This window comes from Campylobacter sp. RM12637 (genome assembly GCF_020137645.1).
In the GTDB taxonomy this organism is placed as follows: Bacteria; Campylobacterota; Campylobacteria; order Campylobacterales; family Campylobacteraceae; genus Campylobacter_E.
Map to the genome: position 1 here is coordinate 1 of NZ_JACGAV010000008.1, position 19,582 is coordinate 19,582.

Genomic DNA, 19,582 nt, shown 5'->3' on the forward strand with positions numbered 1-19,582 from the left:
AAATAGAACCGCCATTAGTTCCTACCATTGTAGGGAATTTCCACGCATTTCCAAGTCCAACTGCAGAACCTGCCATCGCTAAAATAAAGCCAATTTTAGAAAATTGTTCTCTCATTTTTATCCTTTAAATTTAAAATACACAATAACAAGCACAGCAATAGGTGCAACAAATCTTGCAAAAAATATCCATATTTTAAAACCAAGTTCACCCATATAAGGGATAAAAGTTTCTTTTAAATCTTGCTTGCTAATAAAAAACCCAACAAAAATTGCAGCCATAAATGAGCCAAAAGGCATAATGATATTTGAGCTAACATTGTCTAAAATATCAAAGAAATTCATTCCAAAAAATGTTAAATTATTTTTATAAGCTTCAATGCCTGAAAATATACATAAAAGCCCTAAAATATACACAACTACCCCAATTAAAACAATAGCTTTTATTCTTGAGAAATTGAATTTATTTATTAGATAAAATACAAAAGGCTCTATCATTGAAACCGCACTAGTAATCCCTGCAAAAAATAAAGCTATAAAAAATGTAACAGCTAATATTTTGCCTAAAAGTCCAAGTTTTGCAAAAAGCGAAATCAAAGAAATAAAAATAAGCCCAGGACCTTGTGCGCTAGGGTCAGCATTAAACTCAAAAATAAAACTAAATACAATAAGCCCCATCATAAGACCTATTAAAAGATTTATAAAAATTATATAAAAAGTTGAACTTACAAAATTAGTTCTTTCAGGTAAGCTAGCTGAATAAGTAATAATGCTACCTGCTCCAATACTTAAAGAAAAACAAGCAAGTCCTAAAGCGTCTAAAAAAGAATCTTGATTAATCTTGCTAAAATCAGGCATAAATAAGAAATTAAAAGCATCTTTAAAACCATCTTGAGTAAAGCTATAGCAAAGCATTAATAAAAGCATTATAAATAATGTTGGCATCATAAATACATTTAGCTTTTCAATACCATTTTTAACACCTTTTGCCACCGTATAAAAGGCTATAAAAAACACTATACTAAAACATATTATCAAAGCACTTAAATTAGTTTCCACTAAATTAATAAAAAGCTCTTTATTATCAGCGATTTGAGTGCTAAGTGTATTTATATTAAAAATAGTAGATAGTGAATAATAAATATAATAAATTATCCAGCCAATAATCACACTATAAAAACTAACGATTAATAAAGCCCCAATCATTGTAAAGCCTACTAAAGACCAAGGTTTTTTATACTTAGGTGCTAAAAAATAATAAGCACTAGCAGGGTCTAGCCTTGATGCTTTACCGATATATAACTCGCACAAAAATATAACAAATCCAACGCCTAAAGTAAGCAAAATAAACAGCATTACAAAGGCTGAACCACCATTAGTTCCTACCATTGTAGGGAATTTCCACGCATTTCCAAGTCCAACAGCAGAACCAGCAACTGCTAAAATAAATCCAATTTTAGAAAATGTATTATTCAAAATAAGCCCTTTTTTTGGTTTTTTAAGGTTAAAACTTTCATTCTATAATAATTTTTAAAAATTTGTATAAATAAAAATTAAAAATATATAAAAAAAGGCAAAAATTTGTGTAAAAATACTAAAGAATTTACATACAAACTAATCTTAAGCTATGATGGTTCAAGATTTTTTGGTTCAGCAAAGCAACCAAATTTAACTTGCGTTCAAAATACACTTGATAATGCTTTAAAATGTGTTGGGGTATTTAAACCTAGTATATTTGCTAGTAGGACTGATAAAGGAGTTCATGCAAATTGTAATGTGGCAAGAATTAGTTCAAGTTATAAATTAAATAAAGATTTTGTATTAAAAAAACTCAACAATACTCTAAATGGTATTTATATAAAACATATAAAAGAATGCGAATTTGAACCTAGATTTGATGCAAAACTTAGAAGCTATAGATATATAATCTCGCCTTATTTTAACGCCTTTAATAAAGCATATTGCTGTGATTACTCAAAAGAAATTGATATAAAATTATTAAAAAACGCTTTAAAAGTATATGAAGGAGAGCATGATTTTGCTAATTTTTGTTTAAGCCTTGATGATGATAAAAATAGCATTAGAACTATTTATAAAACTAGAATTTATAAGTATAAAGATTTGGTTGTTTTGAACTTTTTTGCTAATGGATTTTTAAGGGGTCAGATTAGATTGATGGTTGATTTTTTACTTAAAATAAATGAAAAAAAATTAAGTATAGATGAATTAAAAGAACAATTAGCTTGCAAGGAAATTCACTCAAGAACCCTTGCAAAACCAAGCGGACTTTATCTTAAAAGCATAATGTATTAGAAGTTGTATCCTATACCAACTAATAGATTTGAGTTAGAAAAATTACTTCTACCTTGATAGCCTAATTTAGCATTTACATATAAGCTCTCATTAATATCATAAATTCCCTCAACACCAGCACTAATATATGTGCTATTTAAATCTTTAAAATCATGATGCAAAAATATTTCTCCACCTGCTGTTACATTATCAATAATTTTTACAGAATAATGCACTCCAGCTTGAATACCAAATCCATTTAAAGTAGAGCTTGAAATACCATCATATTTTGGCTTTATTGAGTAATAATAAGCTCCAGCTAATATATTTAACGCATCATCTAATTCTTGATAAGGTAAGCCAATCGCATAACCACCTAAAGCACCAAATGAATAAATGTTATATTTATACTTACCATAATAAGTTTTGCTCTCTTGCTTTGATACGCTTATATTTGCACTATATACTAAATCATCTATATTGTTATAATTTTTATAATAAATATTAGAATTTAATACATTATCACTTCCCACACCAAACTCAATTCCCGTATGATTGTAAGCGTTAGCATAAGAACTTAAAAACCCTAAAGTTAAAACAGAATATAAAATCTTTTTCATAATCTTCTCCTAAAATAAAAAAACGATGAATACTAAATATTTTTAGACAATAAACAGCTATATTTTTTAAAAAAACTAGTAAAAATATATTATTTTTTGTATTATTAAATCACATTTTAAATTCCTTATATTTTGAGTTATCATTTTGTAACCAAAAATAGGAATAATTTTGTCTTATTTTTAAAAAAGGAGATTTTATGAAAGTTAATTTTAAAGGTAGCCCTGTTGCAATTAGTGAAGCAATTAAGCTAGGAGATAGTATTAAAGATGCTAAAGTAGTAGGTAAAGATTTAAGCGTAATTAATCTAAATGAAGACGCTATCATAGTAAGCGTTCCTAGTATTGATACAGGTGTATGTGCTAAAGAAGCTAGAGAATTTAATGTAAAAGCTAACAAACTTGGAATGAAAGTTTATGTTGTAAGTATGGATTTACCTTTTGCTTTTGCAAGATTTTGCACTGCTGAAGGCTTAGAAAATATAATTCCAGTTAGTGATTTTAGATACGGCGAATTTGTTAAAAACTACGGCTGTAGAATACAAGAAGGTGCTTTAGAAGGACTTACAACTAGAGCTGTTTTTGTTCAAAAAGGTGGAAAAATAGTTTATAGCGAAGTTTGTGCTGAAATTACAGAACTACCTAATTTTGACGCTTTAGAAAAAGCTCTAGCGTAATTAATAAATATCTAAATCTTAGGATTTAGATATTTAAATTCCTATTTTAAATTCCTTAGAATTTCAAGCAAATTAATTTGAATTTTATCTTATTGTTATTTTATAAAGATACTTTATCTACTATTAAATGATTATTTTTTATCGTAAGGTAGTTTTTTTAATTCTACTTGTTTATTCAATATAAATTTATTAAAAAAACTTTCTAAATACGAAAAATCGCTTTTTATATTATTTTTAATATTCTCATAGTTAGCCAAAACTAATGCGTCTCTAAAATACTTTGAGTTGTTTTTGAAAATATCATTATTAGCTTCAAAACCTTTGCTTTGTAGATATTTGATTGCAAAAACAGCGATTGTTCTAGTATTACCTTCACGAAATGGATGAATTTGCCAAATATCACTTATAAATTTTGCTATATTTAAAACTTGCTCTTCTTTACTCATTAGAAGATAATTTTTCTTTTTTTCCTTATCAAAATCATATTCAAGAGTATCGCTAATCTCATTAAAATCAACATATTCTACGCTTTTATCTCCCCCTAAAATATCTTCATTTTTAGCAATATTTACATCTCTAAAAACACCAACATATTTTTCAAGCCCTTGAACAAAAGCATCTTGAAATATATTTTTATGAATAATTTTTAAAGCAATCGGAGAAAATCTAAAGCTATTATTGTCTAAAAACTTAGCAATATTTATAGATACCAAATCGCATTCTTTTTCACATATTTGTTGAATATCAAGTTTTTTATTTTGATAATATGTTTTAACACTAATTTCTAATTCTTGATATGTTTTTGCTGTTGTTAAAGTTTGTTTAAAATATTCAGATGGTTTAAGATTATCAACCAAGCTAAGCCCAATGCCTATTTCAATATAATCTTTATTTATATTTTCTTTATTTTGTATTTCCGTATATTGAGCTACCATTTTTTATCCTTTTTTCTTATTTTACAATAATTTTTTGTATTGTTAATTTTATAAAGCGATATATAACTTCTTAAATGACCTTTACAATTTAAGCCCTTTTTTCTCTAAAGTAATTTATAAAATATACAAATTCAAAATTAATCACTAAAAAAGATAATTTGACATAAGAATTTCATTTTTCTTAAAAAGGTTTTTTTAATTTTTTATATTTTTATAATTCATATTTTAAATTCCTTTAAAATTAAAGTGAATAATAAAGGAATTTAAAAAAACGAATTTTAGATTTAAATTCCGTGCCAAAAAGCACGAAATTTATAAATTATTAGTTAAATTAAAAATGAAAACCTAAACCAAGATTTATATAAAGGTTATTATTCTTTTGTGAAAATAAATTATCTTTAACACCCACTTTAGTGCTAACATAAGGGCTATAACGAGATGGTGTAGTATTAAACAACATACCTAAAGATATATCATAAGCATTTCTATTCTTTTTCACACCAAATTCATTTTGAACATCTCTAAAATAATTATTACTTAAATAAAAATTATAATAAGCATCAAGAGTTACCATATATTTTTTTGTATCAAATGGTTTTGATAAGGCACTTAAACCAAATTTTAATCCCTTAATATCATAAATAGCACCGCCTCTAATACCCATATTATGATACGCAAGACCACCCATTAAGTTCAAACTAAGCTCATCTTCATATTCATCATTAACATACATTCCATAACCAATCAAAACACTAAAATCAAATTGATTATTTCTTATAATTGGAATTAAGTCATCAAATCTATCTTTGTAATTATTCCAAAAATAATTAGCCTCAAAACTCCAAACAAATTCAGAATCTCTTTCGTGCTCTTTATAAGTTCTAATATAGCCATTAATATCCCAATTATTATTGCCTAAATATTCTTTATTATTGATAATAAACATTGTTTTTGAAGTAGATAAAAAGCCAAAATTAATACCAGAATAAGTTCCCGCATTAGCAGCTACACCTAAAGCACCTAAACAAAGTGTTGAAAACAATAATTTCTTCATTTATTCTCCTTTTTTGATAAAAAAGAAAATAATACCCCCCCCATTCTTAAAAAATACTTAATATTGTAAAAATTTATATGATTTGTTTAAGAATTAAAACAAATTAATCAATATTATCTTTAACACTAAATTTTTTTATCATATAAGAACTAGCAAAATTAACACCTTTTAGTGTTACTAATGCACCTTTTTCTTGAAATCTATCTTTTATCTTATCAAGCATATAAATAGCACTAATATCCCAAAAATGTGCGTTGCTAACATCAATTAATACATTTTTACAATTTTCATTAAAATCAAATTCACTATAAAATTTATCAGCACTTCTAAAAAATATTTGCCCGTAGAATTTATAAACTCTAATATCACCATTTAAAGTTTTTTTGCAATTTAAAAAATACGAAACTTTATTTGCAAAAAATAAAGCTTCTAATAAAACCCCAATTAATACACCTATAGCAAGATTATGTGTCAAGATAGTAGCAATAACGGTAGCAATCATTACAGCATTTGCTGAAAATGGAAATGATTTTAATTGCCTAATAGATATAAAATCAAATGTGCTTATAGAAACCATTATCATAATACCAACTAATACTCCCATAGGAATATAATTCACAAAATCAGCACAAAATAATATAATCAAGCATAAATATACCCCTGCTAAAAATGTAGAAAGTCTAGTCCTTGCACCTGATTTTACATTTATCATAGATTGACCAATCATTCCACAACCTGCCATTCCACCAAAAAATCCCGTGCTAATATTTGCTAAACCTTGCCCTATACATTCACGATTTTTATTGCTTTTTGTAGCGGTTAATTCATCTAATACATTAGAAGTCATAAGACTTTCCATTATCCCAACTACTGCAAGGCTTAATGAATAAGGTAAAATAATTTGTAAAGTTTGTATATTTAATGGAACATTAGGTATTAAAAAATGTGGTAATTCACTTGGCAATTCACCTAAATCCTTAATCATTCTAACATCAAATCCAGCATTTATACTAATAATAGTAAGTATTATAATCGCTACCAATGAGCTTGGAATAATTTTGCCGATTTTAGGAAGTAATGGAAATAGATAGATTATGCCTAAAGCAACGCACATTATCACTAAACCAAGTAAGTTTGATTTAAAAATTTCATCAAGTTGAGCCATAAAAATTAAAATCGCCAAAGCATTAACAAAGCCAACCATAACCGAGCGTGGGATAAAACTCATAAATCTAGCTATTTTTAAAACACCAAAAAGAATTTGAAAAATCCCTGCTAAAATCCCCGCTACCATTAAATATTCAAGCCCATAGCCTTTAACTAAATCAATCATAAGCAAAGCCATTGCACCCGTTGCAGCCGAGATTAAAGCAGGTCTTCCACCCGCAAATGCAGTTACTAAAAGTATGCAAATACTAGCATATATTCCTACCTTAGGATTAACTCCTGCAATTAGACTAAAAGCTATTGCTTCAGGAATTATCGCAAAACCTACTACAAGCCCTGCTAAAGCTTCTTTTGTAATATTGTTAAGATTAAATAAATATTTTTTTTGCAATGTTTGTCCTTAAAAAGTTAATATAAATAAAATGGAGTGTAACAAAGTTATGTTATTTAAAGTAATAATATTAATTAAACAATTTTTAGTATCAATTAAGATTAAAAGTTATTTTTAACTTTATATCATTAAAGCTAATTAGGAATTAGCTAATTCCTAATCTTGCCTTAGAGTTATCACTAATTTTCATTAATTCATCTAATAATTTATCTTTTTCTTTATCAAAATCAAATTTAAAGCTTTGTTGCATTAATTTTTCTTTATCTACAAATTCATCCATTGAAATTCCATGTTTGTTAAAAATAGCTTGTAATTTAGGGTGGTCAAGCCCTACGCTACCTGATGGTAAATCAAATTTATTCATAAATTCTTTTGATGATTTTTTAGCAAATTCAATTATTTTTAACTCCAAATCAGGTGTGATTTGATAGTTCTCTATGATTTCTTCTGCTACTTTTAAACCTTCATAATCTAAATTATTTTTAACTGATTCTAGTTTTTTAGTCTCAACTATCCCACAAGCTTCTAAAAACATCATTACCCCTACATCTTCTTTAGGTAATCTTGCCATATAATCATCTGAAGTCTCTTTATCTTTTCTAGGAGTATGCCATTCTGTGGGAAAAAATAAACAATTTCCATAGTGCATCCAAGCAAAATCATCTTTAGAATTTGATATACACTTATTAATTAATTCATCATTTATATTGCTTGCTGCTTTACTTTGAGCTTGTAAAGCTTCTTCAAATGAAGTGTTTTTATTATCTTTTAAATTATTTGTCTTAGTAAAAGAACTAAGAACAATCCTATCATTTATTAACATTTGCTCTCCTTTAATTTATAATAATTAAACAAGAGCAAAATGTGTTCCAAAAACTTGAATAATTATTAATCTCTATTTATAAAAGTTTTTGCTTTTGTTTCACCCCAATATCTTACCTCAAAAAATCCAGAGCTATTTCCCGCTAAAGAACAACGATATTGAGTTCCTGTTAAATAACCTGTAATCCTACTAAAAAGACCATAAGGTTTGCAATTTATGCTAGAGTTATTATAAATTACTGTAACTCCGGTTAAATCTTGCCCCATTACTGTTGCAACCCCTTCTCTAGCCGTACTACCCGCTACACTAAAGCTAGTAGGACCATAAGCAGGACCTGCAAATACCAAAACCGACAACACTGAAACAAACATAAGTTTTTTCATAAAATCTCCTTTTAAATAAAATACATTTTATTATATAAAATATATTAAAATTTTCTAATAAAAACATATATTATTTTTATTTATTGTTTATTTTTGTAACATTTTTATATTTTACTTAAATTTTCATATCTAAATATTTAATATTTTAATTCATTCAATAGTAAGTATTTAATTAGAAATTAATTCATAAATCAATATAATTCAAATTATTTTTAAGGAGAGTTTATGAAAAAGATATTATTAAGTTTAGCTTTAATTTCAGGCTTATTTGCTGTTGATATTAGTAATATTGATAAAGCTTGTAAAAATCAAGACCAATCAAATTGTGCTTTTGAGCTTGATGAATACTGCAAAAAAGATTTGAAAGCTTGTTATCAATACTCAAAAGATTTATGTGCTAAAGATAATTTTAGTGGTTGTTTAATGACAGCTATTGCTAATGTAAAATTAGTGAAAGAACAATTAATTGATATTAAAGAAGCCTATATTGATGCTCAAAAAGCTATAAGTAAATTATGCGAATTACCAAATATAATAGTAAAAAACGAATCATCTCATAACAAATTTTGCGTTGTAGCAGGAGATGGATTGGTTTTAAAGGATGGTAAAAATTATGGTTTAGAAACAAATCCACAAAAAGCCTTAAGTTATTACAAAAGAGCTTGTGATGCTCAATCTAGTGTGGGTTGTGAAAGATATAATAGTTTAAAAACTTTTTTAAATAAATAATTCTAAAATTATCAAGGAAATGGCTTAAAAAGTCCTTTCCTTTTAAATCTTATTAATATTTACACTTATAAAATGCTTTTTGTTTTATTGCTTGATTGTTGTTGTTATATCCTTGATAATACTCATCTTTAGAATACTCAAAAAACTCAAGATAAAAATCTATATGCTTATTTTGTGTTTTTATATTTTTCATCATATTACAAATTTCATTGCTTGTAGTTCTATCTACATTGTTATAAATATTTAAATAAATATTATTAAAAGACGAATCGTATAGAATATAAGTTCTACTAATACAATCTTCTTTAGAATTGCAATAATTATTTTTAATAAGTTTTTCTTCTATTTTATCAATTGATAAGCTAACAATACTTATGATATTGCTATCAGCTTTGCCGTAACTTAAAAAAACTAAAAAACCAATAATAAAAAATATTAAAAAAATCATTATATAAAATATTGTTTTTAGCATTTTAAAGACCTTTCTAAGCTTTTAAATCTAGTAATTTATAAGCCTTTAGCTCATCAATTAGCTTTATGCTAAACTCGCAAAATTCTTCTAAATTATTTTTGTCTTTTAATTCTTTTTCTTTATCTTCATTTATTTTTAAAGAATTTGAGTTTTTAAATAATTTTATATCTTGCTTTAGTTTTCTTATGTGATTGTTTTCTTCATTAATAGCGTATTCTTTTAGCTTTAAATCTATTTTAGGCTTTTTATCAATCTGATTTTTTTCAGTGTATTTATATAGATTTTCTAATTCTTCTAAATATTTTTCTTTACTCTCATTTAACATAAGTTCATCTAGTGTTAATGAACCATCTTTATTTTTATCCTTTAAAATAGTATCACTTAAATCCTTTGAAATAGTATTATGAGCTTCATACATTTCATCGCTAATATCATCTCCTTTAGCATTAAGTTCTACGCTAGTAATTTGCAATAAATTATATTCATTTATCTCGCCATCAAGCCTTACTCCTAGCCTTGAGTTTAACATCTCTTCTTTACTAAGCACTGCATTTTGGCTAACTTCTAAAAATTTATTAGCAATCTCACTAAACCAACCTGCTACATAATTAGCAGCGTCGCCTTTTAAAATAGTTTTTCCATTTTCTTCTAAAAAATCATTTTTATTAAAAAAGCTTTTTAAATCTTTTAAAGTATCTTTATCTAAGCTAATCCCTACGCTTTTATTATCAAGGCTAAAAAATACATTTAATTCTTTATCACTTGTTTTATATTCAAAATTATTTGTTTTTATATCTTGTCTTATTTGGCTTAGATTAATAGTGCTATTTACATCAGCTTTTTTACTAATACTTGTATTTATACAAGAGCTTAAATCTACATAAAATCCATCTATTTTTAGCATTATTTCTCCTTTAACTTAAAGAATTAATTAAGCTTTTAAATCTAGTAATTTATAAGCCTTTAGCTCATCAATTAGCTTTATGCTAAACTCGCAAAATTCTTCTAAATTATTTTTGTCTTTTAATTCTTTTTCTTTATCTTCATTTATTTTTAAAGAATTTGAGTTTTTAAATAATTTTATATCTTGCTTTAGTTTTCTTATGTGATTGTTTTCTTCATTTATTGCGTATTCTTTTAGCTTTGGATTGGCTTCTATTTTTTCTTTTTTATTTTTTAATTCTTCTTTTGCTTGATTTAAGTTTTTAAAATACTCACTTTCATCTTCAATATATTGCTCTTTTACTAAAATTTCTCCATCTTTATCTTTATCAAAAAATATTCTATTATTAATCATTTTTGAAATAGTGTTTATATTTTTTTCGCCAACTTGACTTAAATATTCTTCATTTGCTTTTTCATTTAAAACTATTTTATCTAAAACATATATTCCATTTTTTTGTTGATTAAAATAAAGCCCATTAGTAAATGTATTTATTAATTCATCACTATTTAGCACCCCATTATTATCGCTATCACTTTCAAGATATTTTAAATCAAAAGCAATCTCACTAAACCAACCTGCTACATAATTAGCAGCGTCGCCTTTTAAAATAGTTTTTCCATTTTCTTCTAAAAAATCATTTTTATCAAAAAAGCTTTTTAAATCTTTTAAAGTATCTTTATCTAAGCTAATCCCTACGCTTTTATTATCAAGGCTAAAAAATACATTTAATTCTTTATCACTTGTTTTATATTCAAAATTATTTGTTTTTATATCTTGTCTTATTTGGCTTAGATTAATAGTGCTATTTACATTTTTTATTTTATGTAGGCTAGAATTTAAAAACCCACCCATATCACAAATATTTAAATCCATATTTAACTCTCCTTTAACTAAACTTATATCGGTTAATTTTCTTTTTCTTTAAGAGTTTTTAGTAATAATTTACTAAATTTTAAAAAAAGGAGAGATTATGAAAAAATTATTATCAGCTATTTTATTATTATTAGCTTTGTCATCTATTGCTGATGCAAGAACAAGACCTTATAATCACTGCACGATTACTTGGTATGGCAAATTATATTGCAGCCCACATATCAATGATTAATCAAAAGAATTACGAATTTATTCGTAATTCATATATAAGTTTTACTGCATTTATAAAATACAAAATTATTAAAAATTAAAAGAATTTAAATCTATTTATTTTTTATAAATATATCTAAACCACAAATTAGCATAATCAATCAAAGCACTTCTTTTATTTTTTGCAAAAAACTCATCATATTCATTGATTTTTACATATACGCTTTTAATGAATTCTCCATTATCAACGCCGCCACCAACTCCTACAATATCATCATCACTAACCCTAGCAAAAAATAAATGTTGAGTATTTACCCCACTACCAAATCCTGTATAAAATTTATTAATATAAAATAATTTTTTAGGCTTAAATCCTAATTCTTCTATACATTCATCTAAGGCGATTTCTTCTAAGCTTTTGTTTTTATCAATTATCCCACTACATAATTCAACCGAAAATCCACTCTCATAATCTTTACAATTTTCGTAATAATATAAAGGTGCTCTAAATTGTTTTACAAATATAAAACTATCCTTGCTCTCGTGATATAACATAATACTAACAGAATCAAAAGACTTTATAAAATCCCAATCTACCTTATGCTCGTTTATAACAAAACTAGCTCTTAAAGGTTTTATAAAATCTGATTTTTTAAACTCAACTATTTTAAAATCACTTATATCAATTTTCATTCAAGCTCCTTTAAAACCTTAAGCCCTATTTCATCAAATTGTTTATTTTTATAATGATTTTGCATTAGATTATCAATACTTGCAGCAAAAATCATATAAATATATGACAAATCTTGAGTATTTAATGCTTTATAAAAATACTCATCATCAAGCCCACTAGCTATAATATCTATAGCTTCTTCGTAATTATTAAACTCATAGCCTAATAGTTCTAAAAATCTTTTAGCATTTGAATTAACCACAAAAATAGGCTTTTTTAAAAGAAAATTACTAAGCATTAAAGCCGTATCAAAACCAATGCCTTTAATATCCATAATCCAATCAAAACTAGCATTATTAATAAAATCATCAAAACTGCTAAAATCATTCACAATTGCCTTTGCTAAATCGCTAATTTTTTTTGCTTTTGTATTATAAAATCCACTTGCTTTTATTAACTCGGCTAGTTCTTTTACATCAATTAAAGCAAGTTTGTTTATAGAATTTGAAATAGGAATTTCAACATTTTTTAATGCTTTTTGAGTGTTTTGCCACTTGGTATTTTGACCTATTAAAAGAGCTAAAAATTTTGAAAAATCATCATAATTTTGCCATTCATAAGAACCTTGTAAATTATGTTTTAATAACGCTTTAAAAATACTAGCTCCATTAATCATTCAAATCCTTTTTTAGTTCATAAAATTGTTTAGCGATACGACCATTTTTTGTGCCTTTTAAATTTGCAAATTCTAAAGCCTTAGCCTTTATCTCATCACTAAATTCATCTTTAAATAATGATTTTACAATGCTTAAATACTGCTCTTGGCTCATTGAATAAAAATTAAGCCATATTCCAAATCTTTCTTTTAAAGCAAATCTATCATCGCTTTCATCTTTAAAATCAGCGTCTTGATAATTTATATTACTTGATTTTAAAAGATTTTTATAATTTGAACTTAAAATAAACATTATATTATCACTTAATTTCTCGCATCCACCATCTAAAATCGGCTTTAATGCCTTAAAACTATCATCATTTATACTAAAGCTTATATCATCTAAAAATATTACGAATTTGTATTCTAATTCGCTTAAATCATCAATAATATATCTTAAATGCGATAAATCTTCTTTAAAAACCTCAACTATTCTTAAATCACTTTTAATAAATTCATTAAAAATAGCCTTGATTAAACTAGATTTGCCACAACCTTTTGCACCGGCTAATAAACAATGCTGATAGGCTTTGTTTTGTAAAAAATTATTCATATTATTTTTTAAGATATTAAATTCTTTATCCAAAAACAAAAGGTCTTTAAAATCAACCAAATCAAGGTTTTTAATAGGCTTAAAGCTACTAGTTCTTGCTCTATAACTAGCAGCTTTAAATTCTTTAAACAATGCTATCAAAACTAACTTCTTTTAAATCAGCCACACAAGCAATGTGCTTATAAATGCTATAAACTAATGCTAAGCGATTATTTTTAATCTCTAAATCATCAACATTTATCATAACATTATCAAAAAACTCATCAATGATAGGTTTAAGTGCAAAAATCTTACCTAAATTATCACTCACATCATCACTAAAACTAATATCTTTATAAGCTTTATATAATTTAATCTCATATTCATTACTTAATTTGCTTTCATCACAATATAAATCTTTACTATCTTTTATGATATTTGCAAGTCTTTTAAATGTTGAGATTTTGCTCTCATAATCTTTATCTTTTGCTAGATTTATAAGTGCTTTTATATTCTCATCAATTACTACTAAATCATTATTATTCACATTTAAAACTGCTTTTATAAAAGATGAATTTACGCTATATAAAGCATTAAATCTATCTGTAATAAAATTAAGCAATTTAACTTTATCATAATCTTTATAAAGACCTTTAAACTCGTTTAATAAATCTAATAAATTAAATTTAACGCCTAAATCAATTAGAATTTTAATAATACTTAAAGCTGCTCTTCTTAATGCGTAAGGGTCTTTATTACCACTTGGAAGCTTGTTTATACTAAATAAAGCCATTAAAGTATCAAGTCTAGTTGCTAAGATTACAATTTTACTTAATTTTGTGCTTGGGATAACATCATATAAATATTGCTCTTTAATAGCAGTGCAAACTTCACTAGAATACCCCATATTAGCAGCATAATATGAGCCTACAATTCCTTGTAATTCAGGGAATTCGCCTACCATTTGTGTCCTTAAATCAGCCTTGCTAAGCGTGATTGCATCTTTTATATTTTTTGTATTGTCATAAGCAAATAATTTTGCTAATCTTAAAGCAATTTCTTCTTCTCTTTGTTCTTTTTGTGCTATTGTGCCTAATTCTTGCATATAAATTGTATTGTTTAATAATTCAGGTTGTAAGCCAAGTTTTAAGTCATTTTCCCAGAAAAACAATGCATCGCTAAGCCTTGCTCTTAACACCTTTTCATTACCTTTTTTTATAGTTTCTAAATCAGGATTGAATGAATTTGTAATTGTTATAAAATTATTACTTAAAGAATTATCCTTATATACTGCAAAATAGCGTTGATTTTCTTTCATTGAAGTAATTATTACTTCAGGTGCAACTTGTAAAAATTCTTTATCAAAACTACCTAAAAGCGCTGATGGATATTCAGTAATTGCTACAACTTCTGATAATAATTCTTCATCAATTTCAGCTTTTAAATTCCATAATTTTTCAATATTTCTTATCTCACTTAAAATGATTTCTAATCTATCTTTAGGATTTAAGATAACTCTGCCTTCTTTTAAAGTCTTAAAATACTCATCTTGGGTATTAAAAGAGATTTTATCCATACTAATATTTCTATGAACGAAAGTGCTTTTACTTGATTTTAAGTTAAACAAACTTGCATTAATTAATTCATCATCCATCATAACGCATAGTCCAGTAATTGGGCGAATAAAACTAAAAGTATTTGCACCCCAACGCATACTTTTACCAAAATTAAGACTTGTAATAAAGCTTTCTAAAATATCATTTATTAATTCGCTAAATAATTTACCTTTTTCTATTTTTTCTACATATAAACAAACTTTTCCTTTAATTTCTTTAAAGTTAAGTTCGTTTTCACTAATATCTGCTTTTGCTAAAAAGCTCTCACCAGCTTTACTTAATTTCCCATCTTTATAGGCTACTTCTTTAGGAGCTCCGATTAATTCTATAACGCTATCGTTTGCTCTTTCGTTTGCTTTAAATGTAAAAACAAATCTTCTAGGAGTGTATAAAAACTCTAAATTACTAAATTCAATATTATTTGCTTTTAAAACCACTTCTAATTTATCTTTTATATTTGGTTCTTCTTTTAAAAAAGGAATTGCAGGTAATTCTTCTGTAGTTATTTCTATTAAAAACTTTCTCATTTTATCTCCTTAAATGTAAAACCTTGCTCTTTAAGAATTTTTCCAACTTCTTCTTGATGAGCTTTGCCTTTAGTCTCAAGTGTGATTGTAATATTTGCATCACCAAAATCAGTGCCTAATCTATCATAATCAACTTTTATTATGTTTGCTTGTGCGTCTTTTAAAGCCTTAGTTAAATCAAGTAATGCCCCTGCTTTATCAATTAAAGTTACGCATATTTGCATTTTTCTATAACTTTTAATAAGACCTTTTTCAATAATATTATTTAGCATTGTAATATCTATATTCCCACCACTTAAAATACAAACTACATTGCCACTTAGATTAGGAATTTTGCCGTGCATTACAGCAGCTACACTTGCTGCTCCTGCACCTTCAACTACTTGTTTATGTTGCTCTAATAAAAATAAAACCGCATTAGCTATTTCTTCATCGCTAACCATAACCATATCATCTACATTATTTTTAATTATATTAAAGCTATCTTCATTAACATCTCTTACAGCTATACCATCAGCTATTGTTTTTACCTTGTTTGAGTTTATGATTTTACCTTCATTAAAGCTATTTAGCATAGCACTAGCACCCTTGCTTTGCACTCCTATTACTTTAATATTTGGATTAATTTGTTTTGCTGCACTAACAATACCGCTAATTAAACCGCCACCGCCTACTGGAACGATGATATAAGAAATATTGTTTAATTCTTCAATTAGTTCTAAAAATATAGTCCCTTGTCCTGCCATTACAAACGGGTCAGCAAATGGGTGAATAAAGGTTAGATTTTTAGTCTTTTCTAACTCTTTTGCGTAAGCGTAAGCTTCATCAAAATTATCGCCTTTAAGTATTACATTAGCACCTAAATTAGCTGTGCTGCTTACTTTATTTACTGGTGTTGATTCTGGCATTACGATATGAGCTGTTATACCAAACTTTGAAGCAGAAAATGCTACCCCTTGAGCGTGATTTCCTGCACTTGCTGCAACTACTCCTAGTTTTTTTTGCTCTTCATTTAAACTTGCAATCTTATTATAAGCGCCCCTTATTTTATAAGCTCCAATTGTTTGAAGATTTTCACATTTTAAATATATATTATATTTATCATTTGATAAAAATCTTGAATAATTAAAAGGCGTTTTAATTGCCACATCATATACTTTTTCTTTAGCCGCATATATTTTGCTAAGCTCTATCATCTTTCTTCCTTTCTAGGTAAAATCCACACTCTAAATGCTCTGAATTTATAAATTGGTCAAACAAAACAAATCTTTTTAACTCGTGAGTTTTGTATAATTTTTCTAAATCTATTTTAGCCGTTAATGGATTGCACGAAATATAAATTATATTATCATAGTTTTTTACTAAATTAACACATTCGCCTAAGCCACATCTTGGCGGGTCTATTAAAATATGTGAAAAACAAAAATCATCTAAATTTAAATCTTTTAGCCTATTAAAAGCTCTTACCTTATTAAAAGCGTCTTTTACTTCACTATCTTTTAGCCTTGCTGTAAAAATATTATTTACATTATTTAATTTGCAATTTTTATTTAAAAATGCCACATTTTTTTTACTAAGTTCTGTTGCAAAAACTTTTTTAAAAAATGGTGCAAGTGCTAAGGTAAAATTACCATATCCACAATAAAGCTCTAATAAATCATCGCATTTTTTATCTTTAAGACAAGATTTTGCAAACTCAAGCATATTTTCATTCATACTTAAGCTAGGTTGGATAAAACACTCATCATTAAACTCATACTTAATACCATTGCTAAAATGCTCTAAAATATCGCTTGGATATGATATTCTTTGTTTTCTTGATTGCATTATTAAATTAAGCTTTAAATTAGTTAATTTGCTTAATTTTTCGTAATAATTTTCTATTTTAAATTCTTTTATGTCTTTATGATATAAAAGCAAAACATTTAAAGTATAAAAGCTCTTAAAAAATCTAATCTCAAATAATTTATCTTTTAAAACTTCATCTAAAGCCTTAAGCAATTTAGGCATAAATTCTCTTATCTCATCACATATAAAAGAAGTATCAAAATCAGTTATTTTTACCTTATCTTTAAACATAGCATAAGATATTTCGCCGTTATTTTTATATAAAGCAAAATTAACCCTAGTTCTTAAGCCATCTTTATAAATCTTCTCGCAAGGAATTTGAAATTCCTTGCAAACTAAGTCAAATTTATTCAACTTTTTTTCCTATTAAGCGAAGTGCTAAGCTCATCATAACAACACCTAAAATAATTGTTAAATACACATTTAAGCCAAGACTTACAGGAATATATCCAAAAATTACGCTAATAGCACATACTAAAAGAGCATAAGGCATTTGAGTTTTAACATGCGCACTTAATTCACATTTTGCACTCATTGCACTTAAAATTACGGTATCAGCTATCGGAGAACAATGGTTTCCAAAAATAGCACCTGTTAAAACACAAGAAATATTTATAACCATATATTCATGAAGCTCATTTCCACTCATACCAGCTTCAAGACCAACTGCGTGTGCGAGTGGGATTGCTAAAGGCATTAAAATACCCATAGTTCCATAACTTGTGCCTATTGCAAAACTCATAGCCGAGCCAATTAAGAAAATTAAACTAGGAAGTAATACATGCGGAGTTGAGCCTGATAGTAATTGAACTATGTATTTATGAGTGCCTAATTCTTTTACAATTGCAGCTAAGCTCCAAGCAAAAAGTAGCATTGCAATTGTAAATATCATACTCTTCCAGCCATGTAGCCAAGTCTCTACTGCTTCTTTGTGATTAATTTTTTTGCGAACTAGACCTAAAATAACTGCTACAACACTAGCAAATAATGCAGCTTGAAATAATGCCAAGCTTGAGTTTGCTTCACCTAAAGTAGTTCTTATCGCATAAAAACTTAAATAATTTTCTTCAATCTTACTTAAAATGTCTGCTTTATCAGGGTCATCTATAATTGCATTTAAACCACTAAAATAAAAACTTGCTAAAGCTGTAATAATAAGAGTTAAAATAGGAATTAAAGCATCACTAATTTTATGCTCTACTCCATCATTTGGTTTTAATTCACGCTCAAGTTCAGCTCCAACATCAAGTGCAGCTTCACTTACTATTCCTGCACGAGCATTTTTTTCAGCTATATACATTGAGCCAAATTCTCTTTGCTGAATAGCTGTTAAAACAACGAAAATTAGCATAAAGATATTATAAAATCTATAAGGAATTGTTTGCATAAATACTCCAAAAGCATTTACATCGCTAATTCCTACTAAAGAATAAGCAGTTTTAATAAGTCCAACTTCAATACCTATCCAAGTAGAAATTATCGCAATTCCTGCAACAGGTGCAGCGGTGCTATCAAGTATGAAGCTTAATTTCTCACGAGAGATTTTAAACTTATCAGCAATTGGTCTCATAATAGGACCAACGGTTAAACTATTTGCATAATCATCAAAGAAAATACAAAGCCCTATAAGCCAAGTGCTAACTTGAGCTGAAACAGGACCTTTTACAAAACGAGTAAGCGCAAGTGCAACTGCGTTTATTCCACCCATTTTAGTAATTAATGCAACCACACCACCTATACAAAATACTTGTAAGATTACTCCTGCATCATCGCTATCTATCATAGCATCTAGCAAATGTTTTACTATATTTGAAAATGACGCTAAAAATAAATTTACCCAATCCATAAAAGATGGATTATTATAAGTAAATGTATAAGTATCATTTACAATATTTGCTGTGTAAAAATTAGCAAAAGCTAGAAGAAAAGTCCCCGTAAAAACACCTATAAATAAAGATAAAATTACTTCACGAGTAATAAAAGCTAAAATAATAGCCATTAAAGGCGGTAAAAGTGTTAAAACGCCATATAATTGCATATTGCTAACGCTTGTATCAGCTGCGTTTGCAAATATACTAAAAAACATTAAAAACAAAAATCTCATT

Annotated in this window: 22 protein-coding genes; 4 read left to right on the top strand and 18 right to left on the bottom strand. The window is 26.8% G+C overall.

What is annotated here, in order from left to right; all coding sequences use genetic code 11:
* Window positions 1–115: hypothetical protein (locus AVBRAN12637_RS05450; protein ID WP_336615490.1), on the bottom strand; the 115-nt coding region annotated here is incomplete at its 3' end.
* Between the two features lie 2 nt (window positions 116–117).
* Entirely contained in the window at window positions 118–1,473 is a 1,356-nt protein-coding gene (locus tag AVBRAN12637_RS05455; protein WP_214120249.1) for a sodium-dependent transporter, read from the bottom strand.
* Between the two features lie 105 nt (window positions 1,474–1,578).
* On the opposite strand from AVBRAN12637_RS05455, the gene truA reads away from it, so the two are divergent.
* Window positions 1,579–2,310 carry a tRNA pseudouridine(38-40) synthase TruA gene (gene truA, locus AVBRAN12637_RS05460; RefSeq protein WP_239803335.1) on the top strand — a complete coding sequence of 244 codons (732 nt, stop codon included), beginning with the start codon at window positions 1,579–1,581 and terminating at the stop codon, window positions 2,308–2,310.
* Here truA and AVBRAN12637_RS05465 read toward each other — a convergent pair.
* Complete coding sequence (locus tag AVBRAN12637_RS05465; protein ID WP_214117429.1) at window positions 2,307–2,909, bottom strand: hypothetical protein; 603 nt, start codon at window positions 2,907–2,909, stop codon at window positions 2,307–2,309. The two genes, truA and AVBRAN12637_RS05465, sit on opposite strands and share 4 nt — an antisense overlap.
* A 197-nt stretch (window positions 2,910–3,106) precedes the next feature.
* Between AVBRAN12637_RS05465 and tpx the strand changes: the two genes are divergently transcribed.
* Window positions 3,107–3,583: a thiol peroxidase gene (gene tpx, locus AVBRAN12637_RS05470; protein ID WP_336615465.1), complete on the top strand. Its 477-nt coding sequence runs from the start codon at window positions 3,107–3,109 to the stop codon at window positions 3,581–3,583.
* 131 nt (window positions 3,584–3,714) lie between these two features.
* Here the strand turns inward: tpx and AVBRAN12637_RS05475 are convergent, their stop codons facing one another.
* From AVBRAN12637_RS05475 to AVBRAN12637_RS05495, 5 genes are all read right to left on the bottom strand, one after another.
* Window positions 3,715–4,518 carry a Fic family protein gene (locus tag AVBRAN12637_RS05475; RefSeq protein ID WP_336615466.1) on the bottom strand — a complete coding sequence of 268 codons (804 nt, stop codon included), beginning with the start codon at window positions 4,516–4,518 and terminating at the stop codon, window positions 3,715–3,717.
* Window positions 4,519–4,849: 331 nt separating this feature from the next.
* On the bottom strand, window positions 4,850–5,572 hold the full coding sequence (locus AVBRAN12637_RS05480) for a hypothetical protein (RefSeq protein ID WP_214117432.1): 723 nt from the start codon (window positions 5,570–5,572) through the stop codon (window positions 4,850–4,852).
* A gap of 103 nt (window positions 5,573–5,675) precedes the next feature.
* Entirely contained in the window at window positions 5,676–7,130 is a 1,455-nt protein-coding gene (locus tag AVBRAN12637_RS05485) for a SulP family inorganic anion transporter (protein ID WP_239803334.1), read from the bottom strand.
* Between the two features lie 145 nt (window positions 7,131–7,275).
* A complete protein-coding gene (locus AVBRAN12637_RS05490) occupies window positions 7,276–7,953 on the bottom strand; it encodes a hypothetical protein (RefSeq protein WP_336615467.1) in 678 nt (225 codons plus the stop codon).
* 65 nt (window positions 7,954–8,018) lie between these two features.
* On the bottom strand, window positions 8,019–8,336 hold the full coding sequence (locus tag AVBRAN12637_RS05495) for a hypothetical protein (RefSeq protein ID WP_336615468.1): 318 nt from the start codon (window positions 8,334–8,336) through the stop codon (window positions 8,019–8,021).
* Window positions 8,337–8,561: 225 nt separating this feature from the next.
* Here AVBRAN12637_RS05495 and AVBRAN12637_RS05500 point away from each other — a divergent pair, with 225 nt between their 5' ends.
* A complete protein-coding gene (locus AVBRAN12637_RS05500) occupies window positions 8,562–9,065 on the top strand; it encodes a hypothetical protein (RefSeq protein ID WP_336615469.1) in 504 nt (167 codons plus the stop codon).
* Window positions 9,066–9,117: 52 nt separating this feature from the next.
* Here the strand turns inward: AVBRAN12637_RS05500 and AVBRAN12637_RS05505 are convergent, their stop codons facing one another.
* From AVBRAN12637_RS05505 to AVBRAN12637_RS05515, 3 genes are read right to left on the bottom strand one after another with little or no spacing between them, the layout of a single operon-like run.
* Window positions 9,118–9,537, bottom strand: coding sequence for a hypothetical protein (locus AVBRAN12637_RS05505; RefSeq protein ID WP_336615470.1), 420 nt, complete (start codon window positions 9,535–9,537; stop codon window positions 9,118–9,120).
* A 13-nt stretch (window positions 9,538–9,550) separates the two neighbouring features.
* Window positions 9,551–10,441, bottom strand: a complete 891-nt coding sequence (locus AVBRAN12637_RS05510; protein WP_336615471.1) for a hypothetical protein — start codon at window positions 10,439–10,441, stop codon at window positions 9,551–9,553.
* A 27-nt stretch (window positions 10,442–10,468) separates the two neighbouring features.
* On the bottom strand, window positions 10,469–11,356 hold the full coding sequence (locus AVBRAN12637_RS05515) for a hypothetical protein (RefSeq protein ID WP_336615472.1): 888 nt from the start codon (window positions 11,354–11,356) through the stop codon (window positions 10,469–10,471).
* Window positions 11,357–11,453: 97 nt separating this feature from the next.
* Between AVBRAN12637_RS05515 and AVBRAN12637_RS05520 the strand changes: the two genes are divergently transcribed.
* On the top strand, window positions 11,454–11,588 hold the full coding sequence (locus AVBRAN12637_RS05520; protein ID WP_336609439.1) for a hypothetical protein: 135 nt from the start codon (window positions 11,454–11,456) through the stop codon (window positions 11,586–11,588).
* Between the two features lie 95 nt (window positions 11,589–11,683).
* Here the strand turns inward: AVBRAN12637_RS05520 and AVBRAN12637_RS05525 are convergent, their stop codons facing one another.
* From AVBRAN12637_RS05525 to AVBRAN12637_RS05555, 7 genes are read right to left on the bottom strand one after another with little or no spacing between them, the layout of a single operon-like run.
* Window positions 11,684–12,259 (bottom strand): NUDIX hydrolase, encoded by a 576-nt coding sequence (locus AVBRAN12637_RS05525; protein ID WP_442862432.1) that lies wholly within the window; start codon window positions 12,257–12,259, stop codon window positions 11,684–11,686.
* The gene (locus AVBRAN12637_RS05530; RefSeq protein WP_214149658.1) at window positions 12,256–12,915 is read right to left on the bottom strand and encodes a hypothetical protein; all 660 of its coding nucleotides are present in this window, start codon (window positions 12,913–12,915) and stop codon (window positions 12,256–12,258) included. Before AVBRAN12637_RS05530 ends, AVBRAN12637_RS05525 begins: the two co-directional genes overlap by 4 nt.
* A complete protein-coding gene (locus tag AVBRAN12637_RS05535) occupies window positions 12,908–13,648 on the bottom strand; it encodes a DUF815 domain-containing protein (RefSeq protein WP_336608504.1) in 741 nt (246 codons plus the stop codon). Before AVBRAN12637_RS05535 ends, AVBRAN12637_RS05530 begins: the two co-directional genes overlap by 8 nt.
* The gene (gene glyS / locus AVBRAN12637_RS05540) at window positions 13,632–15,629 is read right to left on the bottom strand and encodes a glycine--tRNA ligase subunit beta (protein ID WP_336615473.1); all 1,998 of its coding nucleotides are present in this window, start codon (window positions 15,627–15,629) and stop codon (window positions 13,632–13,634) included. The genes AVBRAN12637_RS05535 and glyS overlap by 17 nt, the downstream gene beginning before the upstream one ends.
* Window positions 15,626–16,825 (bottom strand): threonine ammonia-lyase, encoded by a 1,200-nt coding sequence (gene ilvA, locus AVBRAN12637_RS05545; protein ID WP_214120479.1) that lies wholly within the window; start codon window positions 16,823–16,825, stop codon window positions 15,626–15,628. Before ilvA ends, glyS begins: the two co-directional genes overlap by 4 nt.
* Window positions 16,812–17,831 (bottom strand): tRNA (uridine(54)-C5)-methyltransferase TrmA, encoded by a 1,020-nt coding sequence (locus tag AVBRAN12637_RS05550; protein ID WP_336615474.1) that lies wholly within the window; start codon window positions 17,829–17,831, stop codon window positions 16,812–16,814. The genes ilvA and AVBRAN12637_RS05550 overlap by 14 nt, the downstream gene beginning before the upstream one ends.
* Window positions 17,824–19,581 (bottom strand): Na+/H+ antiporter NhaC family protein, encoded by a 1,758-nt coding sequence (locus tag AVBRAN12637_RS05555; protein WP_214117446.1) that lies wholly within the window; start codon window positions 19,579–19,581, stop codon window positions 17,824–17,826. The genes AVBRAN12637_RS05550 and AVBRAN12637_RS05555 overlap by 8 nt, the downstream gene beginning before the upstream one ends.
* Window position 19,582 lies beyond the last annotated feature (1 nt).